At 72.0% G+C, this 11,193-nt stretch carries 12 protein-coding genes; 8 read left to right on the top strand and 4 right to left on the bottom strand.

Going from position 1 to position 11,193, the window contains the following annotated elements; all coding sequences use genetic code 11:
* The first annotated feature begins 7 nt into the window (after positions 1-7).
* The 6 genes from KM427_RS06005 (at position 8) to KM427_RS05980 (ending at position 4,800) form a co-directional block, all read left to right on the top strand.
* Positions 8-1,051, top strand: a complete 1,044-nt coding sequence (locus KM427_RS06005) for a nitrilase-related carbon-nitrogen hydrolase (protein WP_215526613.1) — start codon at positions 8-10, stop codon at positions 1,049-1,051.
* Positions 1,048-2,454 carry an aldehyde dehydrogenase family protein gene (locus KM427_RS06000; protein ID WP_215526612.1) on the top strand — a complete coding sequence of 469 codons (1,407 nt, stop codon included), beginning with the start codon at positions 1,048-1,050 and terminating at the stop codon, positions 2,452-2,454. Before KM427_RS06005 ends, KM427_RS06000 begins: the two co-directional genes overlap by 4 nt.
* Before the next feature lie 45 nt (positions 2,455-2,499).
* The gene (locus KM427_RS05995) at positions 2,500-2,964 is read left to right on the top strand and encodes a DUF3598 family protein (protein WP_183593126.1); all 465 of its coding nucleotides are present in this window, start codon (positions 2,500-2,502) and stop codon (positions 2,962-2,964) included.
* On the top strand, positions 2,961-3,281 hold the full coding sequence (locus tag KM427_RS05990; RefSeq protein ID WP_215526611.1) for a DUF2470 domain-containing protein: 321 nt from the start codon (positions 2,961-2,963) through the stop codon (positions 3,279-3,281). Before KM427_RS05995 ends, KM427_RS05990 begins: the two co-directional genes overlap by 4 nt.
* Positions 3,282-3,367: 86 nt before the next feature.
* Complete coding sequence (locus tag KM427_RS05985) at positions 3,368-4,021, top strand: TetR/AcrR family transcriptional regulator (RefSeq protein ID WP_183593125.1); 654 nt, start codon at positions 3,368-3,370, stop codon at positions 4,019-4,021.
* A 2-nt stretch (positions 4,022-4,023) separates the two neighbouring features.
* Positions 4,024-4,800 (top strand): IclR family transcriptional regulator, encoded by a 777-nt coding sequence (locus KM427_RS05980; protein WP_183593124.1) that lies wholly within the window; start codon positions 4,024-4,026, stop codon positions 4,798-4,800.
* Positions 4,801-4,935: 135 nt separating this feature from the next.
* Here the strand turns inward: KM427_RS05980 and KM427_RS05975 are convergent, their stop codons facing one another.
* The 4 genes from KM427_RS05975 to KM427_RS05960 are packed head-to-tail and all read right to left on the bottom strand — an operon-like array spanning position 4,936 to position 9,906.
* A complete protein-coding gene (locus tag KM427_RS05975; RefSeq protein ID WP_215526610.1) occupies positions 4,936-6,402 on the bottom strand; it encodes a dihydroorotase in 1,467 nt (488 codons plus the stop codon).
* A complete protein-coding gene (locus KM427_RS05970) occupies positions 6,399-7,904 on the bottom strand; it encodes an MmgE/PrpD family protein (protein ID WP_215526609.1) in 1,506 nt (501 codons plus the stop codon). Before KM427_RS05970 ends, KM427_RS05975 begins: the two co-directional genes overlap by 4 nt.
* On the bottom strand, positions 7,901-8,713 hold the full coding sequence (locus KM427_RS05965; protein WP_215526608.1) for a cyclase family protein: 813 nt from the start codon (positions 8,711-8,713) through the stop codon (positions 7,901-7,903). The genes KM427_RS05970 and KM427_RS05965 overlap by 4 nt, the downstream gene beginning before the upstream one ends.
* Positions 8,710-9,906 carry a CaiB/BaiF CoA transferase family protein gene (locus tag KM427_RS05960; RefSeq protein ID WP_215526607.1) on the bottom strand — a complete coding sequence of 399 codons (1,197 nt, stop codon included), beginning with the start codon at positions 9,904-9,906 and terminating at the stop codon, positions 8,710-8,712. Before KM427_RS05960 ends, KM427_RS05965 begins: the two co-directional genes overlap by 4 nt.
* 171 nt (positions 9,907-10,077) lie before the next feature.
* Between KM427_RS05960 and KM427_RS05955 the strand changes: the two genes are divergently transcribed.
* Positions 10,078-10,827, top strand: coding sequence for a class E sortase (locus KM427_RS05955; RefSeq protein WP_215526606.1), 750 nt, complete (start codon positions 10,078-10,080; stop codon positions 10,825-10,827).
* A 102-nt stretch (positions 10,828-10,929) separates the two neighbouring features.
* Positions 10,930-11,121, top strand: coding sequence for a hypothetical protein (locus tag KM427_RS05950; protein ID WP_215526605.1), 192 nt, complete (start codon positions 10,930-10,932; stop codon positions 11,119-11,121).
* Positions 11,122-11,193: the final 72 nt, after the last annotated feature.

Here is an 11,193-nt window from a genome sequence, read left to right as displayed (position 1 = left end):
GCGAGCCGTGTCGGAGATCGTCGACGAGTCGTCTGCCTACCGCGCGGTGGCGCTGCAGACGACCACCCACGCGGTGAACAGGCTCGGGGTCGCCGAAGCCCGGGAGGCGATCTTCGAGAACATCCGGTCGGTCGCCGCCCAGGTCGGCGCGGCCGTGCGCTGGCACGGGTCCGACACCCGCCTCGTCGTGCTCCCGGAGTACGCGTTCACGGCCTTCCCGATGGGCGACACCATCGAGGGCTGGGCGGCCAAGGCGGCCTTCGCCGTCGACGGGCCGGAGTACGACGCGCTCGCGCAGATCGCCGTCGACAACGGGGTGTTCCTGGCCAGCAACAACTACGAGACCGACGCGCACTTCCCCGGCCTGTACTTCCAGGGCAACGTCATCCACTCCCCCGCCGGCGAGGTCGTGCTGCGCTACCGCAGGCTGCACTCGATGTACTCCCCGAGCCCGTACGACGTCTGGGACGACTACCTGGACGTCTACGGCATCGACGGCGTGCTGCCCGTCGCCCGCACCGAGATCGGGAACCTCGCCGCGATCGCGAGCGAGGAGATCCTCTACCCGGAGCTGCTCCGCTCGCTGGCCCTGCGCGGCGCGGAGGTGTTCGTCCACCCGACCAGCGAGGCGACCAGCCCGGACCTCACCCCCAAGGAGATCGCCCGGCGGTCCCGCGCGGTGGAGAACATCGCCTACGTGGTCTCGGCCAACAGCGGCGGGATCCGGAACATCCCGCTCGGCGGCGACTCGACCAACGGCCACTCCGAGATCGTCGACCACCGCGGGCTCAGCCTCGCGCGCGCCGACTCCGGCGAGAGCCTCGTGGCCGCCGCGGAGATCGACATCACCGCGCTGCGCCGCGAGCGCCGCCGGCCGGCGATGGCCAACCTGCCGGCCCGGCTGAAGTCCCGGCTCTGGGCGGAGGAGTACGCCCGTCACGACGTGGACCGGCCCAACGGCCTGGCGACCGTGCAGGCGGAGCGCTCCTACTTCACCAGCCGGCACGCCGAGAACATCGCGCGGCTGCACGGTTCGGTCGTGGGCCGGTGACCGGCGTCCGCGACCCGCGCACCGGGCGGATCGAGCGCGAGCTGCGCCCGGCGTCCGACCGGGAGCTGGACGAGCTCGCGGCCCGACTGCGCGCCGGCCAGTCCACCTGGGCGGCGCTCGGCGCCGAGGGCCGGGCGGCGTACCTGCTGCAGTTCGCCGACGCACTGCAGGCGGTGCGGGAGCAGCTGGTCGACGCCCTCACCAGGGACACCGGCCGCGCCGTCGAGTCCCGGATCGAGGCCGACCAGGTGGTCGGCATGGCCCGCCGCTGGGCGGAGGCCGCGCCACCACTGCTCGCGCGGCGTACCCGCGCCGCCACGACCATGCCGGGGCTCTCGCTGGAGACCGCCGCGGTGCCCTACCCCTTGGTCGGCGTGGTCAGTCCCTGGAACTTCCCGCTGCTGCTCGGCCTGATCGACGCCATCCCCGCGCTGGCGGCCGGGTGCGCGGTGGTCGTCAAGCCCAGCGAGGTCACCCCGCGGTTCGCCGAGCCGCTCGCCACGGCGATCGACTCGGTGCCGCTGCTGCGCGACGTGTTCGCGGTCGTCGAGGGTGCCGGCGACGTCGGCGCCGCGGTCGTCGACCGCGTGGACGCCGTCTGCTTCACCGGCAGCGTGCCGACCGGCCGGGCGGTCGCGCGCGCGGCGGTCGAGCGCTTCATCCCCGCCTTCCTCGAGCTCGGCGGGAAGGACCCGGCGATCGTGCTGCCCGGCGCGGACCTGGAGCGGGCGAGCTCGGCGCTGCTGTGGGGTGGCACCGCCAACGCCGGCCAGTCCTGTCTCTCGATCGAGCGGGTCTACGTGCACGAGAGCCAGCACGACGAGCTGGTCGGGCTGCTGTGCGCCAAGGCCGAGCGGTTGGAGCTCGCGCTCCCCACGCCCGACTCGGGGGCGATCGGGCCCCTGATCGACGCGGAGCAGGCGACCGTGATCCAGGCGCACCTCGACGATGCGATCGGCCGCGGCGCGCTCGTGCGCACCGGCGGCACCATCGAGCGTCACGACGGCGGCCACTGGATCCGGCCGACCGTGCTCACCGGCGTCGACCACTCGATGGCGGTGATGACCGAGGAGACCTTCGGACCGGTGCTGCCGGTGCTGGCGTACGCCGACGTCGACCAGGCCGTCGCACTGGCCAACGACTCGACGTACGGCCTCACCGCGGCGGTCTTCGGCCCGGACGCCGACGCGGCCGCGGCGGTCGGCCGGCGGCTGCGCGTCGGCGCGGTGAGCATCAACGACGCCGGGCTGACCGCCTTCGTCCACGAGGGCGAGAAGAACTCGTTCGGGTTCAGCGGTCTCGGCGCCTCCCGCATGGGCGAGTCGGCACTGCTCCGCTTCGTGCGCCGCCAGACGCTCGTCGTCAACTCCTCGTCCGCGCCGGACCCGTGGTGGGGCGCGTGACCGACCGACTCCCGAGATCAGTCCACACAGAAAGTCGAGGTATCCATGAGCATCCGTGACGGAATGCCGCTGCTCGCCAAACACGAGGGCTACTGGGAGGGGGAGTACGTCTATCTCAACCCCCAGGGAGAGGTGATCGACCGCCACCGATCGCACCTGGCCTGCCTGTTCCCGGACCCGGAGAGTGGGTTCGACTACGACCAGACCAACACCTACACCTGGCCGGACGGGCGCACCGAGCAGCACCACTTCCCCGGCACCTACGACGGCTACGGTCGGATGAACTTCGACACCGAGCGGATCCGCGGCGTGTGCTGGGGAGTCGACGAGAACACCATCTACCTCACCTGGATCTACAAGGAGCAGGGCGTCGACCTGCGCCTCTTCGAGCTGATCGTGCTCGACCAGGATGGGAAGAACCGCTGCCGCACCTGGCAGTGGGTGCGCAACGGCGTCATCGAGATGCGCACCATCATCAACGAAACCCGTACCGAGAGGGCCACCCCGTGAACCAGAGCACCAACCCCTTCAGCCAGGACATCATCGACGCGGTGCGCGACCACATGAACCTGGACCACCAGGACGACTCGCTGCTGATCGTCCGGTCGCTCGGCGAGCGCCCGCAGGCGACGGCGGCCACGATGTCCGGCATGGACGGCTCGGCGATCGAGTTCGACGCCACCATCGACGGGTCGCAGACGACCGTCCGAGTCCCGTGGAGCGAGCCGTTGACCGAGCGCGGCCAGGTACGGGTCGAGGTCACCCGGATGTACCATGAGGCCTGCGCCGCGCTGGGCATCACGCCGCGAGAAGCAGCCGAGCACTGACCGTCCGGTGCCGGCTGTGCTCGACCTAGGTGCGGCGAGGAGGGCGCTCCCGACCGCGGGAGCGTCCTGACCCGGAAGGATCTCAAGTGCCGCGAATCATCGGTGGATCGCTCGGAGAGCACCGCGAGCAGATGCGGTCGAGGATCTTCTCCGCCTTCACCGACCTGCTCGAGACCTCGGGCTACGACGCCCTGACCCTCGCCGACCTCGCCTCCCGGGTCGGCGTCGGCCGGACGGCGATGTACAACTACTACTCCGACAAGGAGTCGCTGCTCCTCGACTACACGGCCGACGTGACCGAGCGCTACCTCGGCTCACTGCAGCGGGAGCTCGCGCAGGTCCCGAACCCCGTCGACCAGCTGCGTACCTACATCCGGATGCAGATCGAGGAGTTCGCGACCCAGCACGTCCCGGTGAACATGGCCGCCGCGCTGAGCGAGGAGGGCCGCCGCGACATGCGGGCGCATGTGATGCCGCTCTTCGGCACGCTGCGCGGCATCCTCGAGGCCGGCATCGCCGAGCGGTACCTGCTGCCCGGAGACATCGGGTTGATGCTGCAGCTGGTCTCCGGCACCGTCTCCGGTCGGTGGACCGCCGAGCTGCGCGGCGACGACCTGGACCTCGCCGTCGAGGAGGCCACCGGGTTCGTGCTGCGCGGGCTCGGCGCCCGGATCGGCAAGGACGGCCGTCCGCGCCGGCTGCCCGGCCCGGCCCGGCAGGACGCGTTCGAGCCCGCCTGAGCATGGACTCGGAGCGGGCGGCGGGCACGACCTCGGCCGACCGGGTCGCCGACGTGGTCGTGCTGTTCGCGACGACCGGACGGCCGATGCGGGTCACCGAGGTGGCGCGGGCGCTCGGCCTGAGCAAGGCGGTCGTCCACCGGATCCTGCAGTCCCTCACGTCGCGGTCCCTGCTCCGGCAGGTCCCGGGCCGGGCCGTGTACGTCCTCGGCCCGGTGCTCACCAGCCTGGCCGCCGGCAGCTGGAGCCCCGGTGAGCTGCGCGCCGTCTCGGCGCCGACCCTGCGCGAGCTCCGCGACCAGACCGGCGAGACGACGACGCTGTCGGTACTGGTCGGGCGCGAGCGGGTCTACGTCGACCAGCACGAGAGCCCGCACGAGGTCAAGATGGTCGTGGACCTCGGGCAGCGCCTGCCGCTGCACTCCGGCGCCTCGAGCAAGGCGATCCTGGCGTTCCTCCCCGACCAGTACGCCGAGGACGCGCTGCGCCAGCTCCGCGAGGTACGACCCGACCTCGATGCCGACGGCTACCGCGCGGAGCTGGCCGAGATCCGCGGACGCGGCTACGCCGTCTCTCGCAACGAGCGCGACACCGGCGCGGCCTCGGTCGCCGCACCGGTGTTCGGCCCGGACCACGACGTGCTCGGGTCGATCAGCTCGTCGGGGCCGATGTTCCGCTACGAGGACGACGACCAGGGGGCCCACGCCCGGCTGGTGGTCACCGCCGCGCAGGCGATCACCGCCGCACTCGGCGCCAGATCGCCACGGTCGGGGTCGTAGCTCCACCTGACCTCGGGCCGACTCGTGGGTGCGAGTGCTCGGGCGCCGTGGGTCGGCGTCGTAGTCGCTACGGACCACCCGCGCACCCGCCACCCAACGCCGGAACCGGCACCGAAACCGATGCCGGCGTCCGGCTCAACTCCCCGAGCGACGCAGGAAGCGGCCGCGCGGCTCGCCGACGATCGCGCCGTCGGTGAGCACGGCCTCGCCGCGCAGGTAGGTGTCGGTCACCCGGGCGGTCAGGGTGAAGCCCTCGAACGGCGTGTACTCCTGGGTGGACAGCGAGTCCTCGGCACGCACGACGTATTCGACGTCGTCGTCGACCAGGCAGAAGTCGGCGTCGTACCCGACGGCGATGTCGCCCTTGTCCGGCATGCCGAAGCGCTCGGCCGGGTTGCGCGCGACCAGCTCGGCGATCCGGTTGTAGGACAGGCCGCGCTTGCGGCCCTCGGAGATCATGCCCGGCAGGAGGTACTCGGTGCCGCCGAAGCCCGACTTGGCCAGGAAGACGTCCTCGCGCGGCTCGCCGAACTTGGTCTCCTCCTTGCAGCAGGCGTGGTCGGAGGTCACCCAGGAGAAGTTCCCGGCCAGCAGGTGCTCCCACAGCGCCTCCACGTCCTCGCGCGAGCGCAGCGGCGGGTTCACCTTGCCGCCGGGGCTCGCGGTGTGGAAGTCCGCGAGCAGGTGCCCGACGGTGACCTCGCGGCGGAAGTCGATGTGCGGGAACGTCGCCTGCATCAGCATCGCCGCCTCGATCGCCTTGCGCGAGGTCAGGTGCAGGAGGTTGATGTTGGGCAGCTCGGTCTCGTGGGCGAGGTAGGAGGCGATCGTGATCGCCAGGCCCTCGGAGTGCGGCGGGCGCGCGGCACTGTAGGCCTCGAGCCCGGTCAGCTTCCCCTCCTGCTCGACCATCCGCGTGTAGGCGCGCATGATCTCGGCCGTCTCGCAGTGCAGCGACAGCGAGATCCGGTCGCGGTCGGCCGCGAACGCCGGGTCGGCGTACGCACGCTGGATGCCCCGCATCACGAACTCGAAGTGCGCGATGTCGTAGGACTGGTCCTCGGGGATCATCAGGAACTCGCGCTGCTCGGAGGACCTGCCGTGCAGGCCGAACCCGCCGTAGAACATGAAGATCTTGAACGACGGCACGCCGAACTCCGAGATCAGCGCGGGGATCTCGTCGATGTGCTCCTGCAGGATCGGCGCCAGGTGGAAGGCGTAGTCGATGTGCGCCCGTCCCTCGGCCGCGGCCAGCACCTCGGGGAAGACCTCGCAGTAGGGACCGGTGCGGTTCAGGTAGTAGGCACCGGTCCGGATGTAGGTGATGCCGGAGGTGACGCCCCCCTGGGCCGCCGCCCGGCTCTCGGTCTCGGCGTCCTGGCTCAGCTCGTTGTAGATGCCCCAGTGCTGGTGTACGTCGACGGCGCCCGGGAAGAGGTACTTGCCCCCCGCGTCGAGCACCCGGGCCGCGCGGGCGGTGTCGATCGACTCCTCGACGACGGCGAACCTCCCATCGGCCACCGCCACGTCGAGACGCTCGGGCGCCTCGCTCCCGGGCCGCACCACCAGCGCGTTCTGGATGACCAGGCTGTAGTCGGTCATGATCCCTCCACCTCTTCCGCGGCCGTCGTCGGCCCGTCTGCTCTGCTGTTGTCCCATATGCCCGCGTCGACCCCGGTCAGCGGTGCGAGCACCGCCGTCAGGTCCGACCGCTGGTCGAGTGCCGCACAGTCGGCCGCCACCGCCTCGACCCGGGCGGCGGGCAGCACCCGGGAGGCGTTGTCGCGGAACTTGGTGCCCAGCTCGGCCAGGCTCAGCGGGCGTGCCGGCCCGCCGCGCGTGGTGAGCACCTTCTCGACGATCTCGCGGCCGTCGTGGAGCCGCGCGGTGAGCACGGCCGGGAACTGCCGCGGGAAGATGGCCGTGCACTCGTCGTCCGCCACGACCTCGACCTTGTCCATCAGCGCGCGCCGGTCCGGGTCGTGCGCGAGCCGGTCGGTGTAGTCGTCGAGCGCCGAGCCGAGTCCGCCACCGCCGTACAGTCCCACAGCCACGGCGTAGGGGCCGCTGAACTGGGCCATGTAGCCGGTCTCGGGGCGGCGCTTGACCTCGATCGGCTCGCCGATCGTGCGCAGGTTGGGTGCCGGCACCCCGAGCACCAGCCGCTCCACCTGATCCGGCGTGACACCGGCCAGACGCAGCGCGGCGGCGGCGTCGACGGCGGCATGGGTGAAGTGGTTGGCGGGATAGGGCTTGAAGAAGATCCCGGGCACCGACCACGACTCCCCCAGGCCCTCGGTCACCGCCGCGAGGTCCGCCTGACCGTGCAACCAGGCCTCGAAGAACCCGAACCGGCCCTCCAGGACGGTCGGCGGCCCGGTCAGGCCGTGCCGGACCAGCTCGGCGGCGGACACCCCCGCATGCGCCGCCCAGCCGCAGTGGATGCGCTTGACCGTGCCGCCGGTCCGGTTGGCCTCGATGATCCCGGCCGCCATCGACGCCGCGACACCGAGTGCGTGCAGCACGGCGTCACGCACGCCCTCGCTCCCCGACCCGCTGGCGCGGGCGCCGATCACGGCGACGGCCGCGGCGGCACCCATGGCCCCGCAGATCGAGGTGGCGTGCTGGCCGTGCTCGAAGAAGATCGAGTTGCCGGCCTCCTCGTCGTACCCCGCCATGCCGAGCCGGACGCAGACCTCCAGGCCGACCGCGATCGCGTGGATCAGCGTGCGGCCGTCGCCGTCCTGGCTCTCGGCGGCGGCCAGGGCGGCGGGCACGACCGCGGCGCTCGGGTGCAGCACCGAGGGCAGGTGGGTGTCGTCGTAGTCGAGCGAGTGCGCCAGCACGCCGTTGACGAACGCGGCCAGCGCCGGAGGCAGCTGCTGCGGTACGCCGATCGCGGAGGCGCGCGCCGCCCCACCCTGCTCGGCCGCCCAGCGGCGCGCCGCCCGGCTGGTGTCCAGCGGCGCGGCCGCGGCCGCGATGCCGAGGGTGTCGAGCACCCGCATCTTCACGCTGTCCACGACCTCGGCGGGCAGCGTCTCGAAGGAGCTCTCCGCCGCGAAGTCCGCCAGCCGCTCGGCCAGCGTGCGCCCGTCGCTCATGCCGACACCAGGGCCAGCGGGCGCACCGGCGAGCCGGTGGCGCCGTAGATCTTCAGCGGCACCAGCACGAACGTGAACACGTGGTGGCCGCGGGCCGCGAGCGTCTCGAGGTCGAGCGTCTCGATGATGTAGATGCCGTGCTCGACGAGCAGCACCCGGTGGGCGGGCAGCAGGGCGTGCCCGCCTCCGGGGGCGAGCCGCTCGAAGGCGATCGTGTCCGCGCCCGTCGCGTGCACACGACGCGCCGCGAGCCATTGCGCACCGGCCTCGCTCACACCGGGTACGCCGCTGTCGCGCCCGACGTACGGCTCGCCCTCGGCGAACCGGCTGCCCCAGCCGCTGCGGATCAGCACCACATCGCCGGGCCCGACCGAGATGCCCTGTCGCGCAGCGGTCGCCTCGAGGTCGGCCGGGGTGATCTCGTAGCCGCCCGCACAGTGGTCGACGCCGAGGTGACCGGCCACGTCGAGCAGCACGCCCCGGCGGACCATCGGCTCGATGGTGTGCGCACCGAGCGCGTCGTACTTCCCGCCGCGTCCGGCCTCCTGCGCGTCGATCCCGCCGTACAGCTTGCCGTTGTGGGAGACGTGCGCGAGCGCGTCGATGTGGGTCCCGACGTGGGTGCCCATGCTGATCATGTCGTTGGCGGCACTGCCGCCGTCGGCCCGCTCCATGTCGCCGTGCCGACGCGGCAGCGCATGCCAGAAGTGTGGGTGGTTCGGCGACTGCGGCATCCCGACCCGCAGCTCACGCCCGAGGTCGATCACCTCCAGGCCCGCCTCGACCGCCGCCAGCAGTGTGTCGCTCACTGGATGACCTTCGCTTCCTTGAGTCGGGCGAGCTCGTCGGCGGTGTAACCGGCCTCGGTGAGCACCTCGTCGGTGTCCGCGCCCAGGGCGCGCCCGGTGAACCTGATCTCTCCCGGGCTGTCGCTCAGCCGCCACATCACGCCGTGCTGCAGCAGCGGGCCCAGGTCGTCGTCCGCCACCTCGACGAGCATCCCGGTCTCGCGCACGTGCGGGTCCTCGGTCAGGTCGCGCGCGTCGTAGACCGGGCCGATCGCGGCACCGGCCTCGGTGAACGCCTCCAGCACCTCCGCTCGCGTGCGCTCGGCGATCCAGCCGGCGACATGGGAGTCGAGGAGGTCCACGTGCTGGGCGCGGCCGTGCCCGGTCGCGAACCACGGCTCGTCGATGACCTCGGGGTGACCGACCAGGCGCAGCACCCGCTCGGCGATCCGCTGGGCGCTGGTCGACACCGCGACCCACTTCCCGTCGGCGGTCAGGTAGGTGTTGCGCGGCGCGTTGTTGGTCGAGCGGTTGCCGTGCCGCGGCTCGACGATGCCCAGCTGCTGGTAGACCGTCGGCGCGGGGCCGACCGCGTCCATGATCGGCTGCAAGATGTTCATGTCGACCACCTGCCCACGGCCCGAGCCGTCGCGGTGGCGCAGCGCCATCAGCACGGCCGAGGAGGCCGCGATGCCGCAGATGCTGTCGGCGAGGCCGAACGCCGGGAGGGTCGGCGGGCCGTCGGGCTCGCCCGTGGCGGCGGCGAACCCGCTCATCGCCTCGGCGAGCGTGCCGAACCCCGGCCGCTCGGCGTACGGCCCGGTCTGCCCGTAGCCGGTCAGCCGCAGCAGCACCAGGCGCGGGTTGAGGGCCGCGAGCACGTCGGGGCCGATGCCCCAACGCTCCAGCGTGCCCGGGCGGAAGTTCTCGACGACCACGTCGGCGCTCTCGGCCAGCCGGCGGAACACCTCGGCACCGTCGGGCGACTTGAGGTCGAGCGCGATGGTCCGCTTGTTGCGGCTGATCTCCTTCCACCACAGCGGGACCCCGTCCTTGCTGTGGCCGTGCCCGCGCATGCTGTCGCCGTGCTCGGGATGCTCGATCTTGATCACGTCGGCCCCGAAGTCGCCGAGGATGCGGCAGCACAGTGGGCCGGCCAGGATCGTGCTGGCGTCCAGGACCCGCAGGCCGGCCAGCGCCGATGGTTTCGCCACTTCAACTCCGTTCCGTTTTATGGAACACAATGTGTCAGAAAGTTAGCACCATTGCGCTCAACGGGATCGAGTGGGGACATTTTGTTCCGCTGGTAGAAACATTTGTCAGGTCAGGCTGTTCACGGTCGCGTTCGGCGGGTCCGGTCCGGCCGCCCGTGCCAGAATCGCCGGATGTCGCACCGCCCTCCCCGCCGGAGGTGGCCCCGTCGCGCCGGGATCGTCATCGCGCTGGTCGGGCTGGGACTCATCGGCTACGGCGCCTGGCAGTACTGGGGGACGACCTGGGTGTCCCGGGCCGCGCAGGACCGCATCGTCGAGGAGCTGGAGCGGAGCTGGGCCGCCCTCCCCAGCGAACCGCCGCGGTCGGCCGTCGTCGAGCCCGGGACCCCCGGCGGCGACAAGGACGTCGACGGCCGTGCGCGCGAGGACGGGGACGAGATCGCGGTGCAGGCCAGCGGCACCACGGCGGAGGCGATCCTGCGGATCCCCGCCTTCGGCTCGTCGTACGCCATGCCGATCCTCGAGGGCACGACGTCGGAGGCCCTGGCGGTCGGCGTCGGGCACTTCTCCGACAGCGCCCGACCCGGCGAGGTGGGCAACTACGCCCTCGCCGGGCACCGGGTGACGCACGGGGAGCCGTTCCGCGACCTGCCGGACCTGCAGGCCGGCGACCAGGTCGTGATCGACACCGCCAGGTGGCGCTACACCTATGTCCTGGACACCGCCGGCAACGGGCTCGAGGTCGCCTTCACCGAGACCTGGGTCCTCGATGCGGTACCCCGCAATCCCCGAGGTGGGCCGCAGCCGTCCCAGGCGCCCGGACAGCGACTGATCACGCTCACCACCTGCGCCGAGCTCTTCCACACCGACGAGCGGCTGGTCGCCTTCGGCCACCTGGTCGACCGATCACCGCGGGGCTGAGCCTGACGTGGAACACCCTTGACAGGTTCCTGACATATTGTCACCATCGTCGTGATCCCGGCGCCACCCAGCCCGGGTGGACCTGGAGAAGGGGCGACAGCGATGACCTCCGTGGCCCGAGGACCTCGACCCGGACAGCGGCAGCGGCTGCCCCACCTCGGCCCCCGGATGCGGCTGTGGGGCTGGTGGACGGCCTGGCGCGTCGACCGGCTCGTCACGGTCGACGAGTGCGAGCACGACGGAAGGACCCCGATGTGCTGGGCCTGCGTGCTGCTGTGCTGCCAGATCCGCTGACGCGTCCGCCCTCGGAGGGGCTCAGGAGGCCCTGCCGACCTCGGCCTCACGAGCACCGTCCGCCTCCGCGGC

It is taken from the genome of Nocardioides sp. LMS-CY (genome assembly GCF_018732145.1).
GTDB lineage: Bacteria > Actinomycetota > Actinomycetes > Propionibacteriales > Nocardioidaceae > Nocardioides > Nocardioides soli.
The sequence above is the reverse complement of the archived record's forward strand: the minus strand, read 5'-3'. Positions and strand labels throughout refer to the sequence as shown.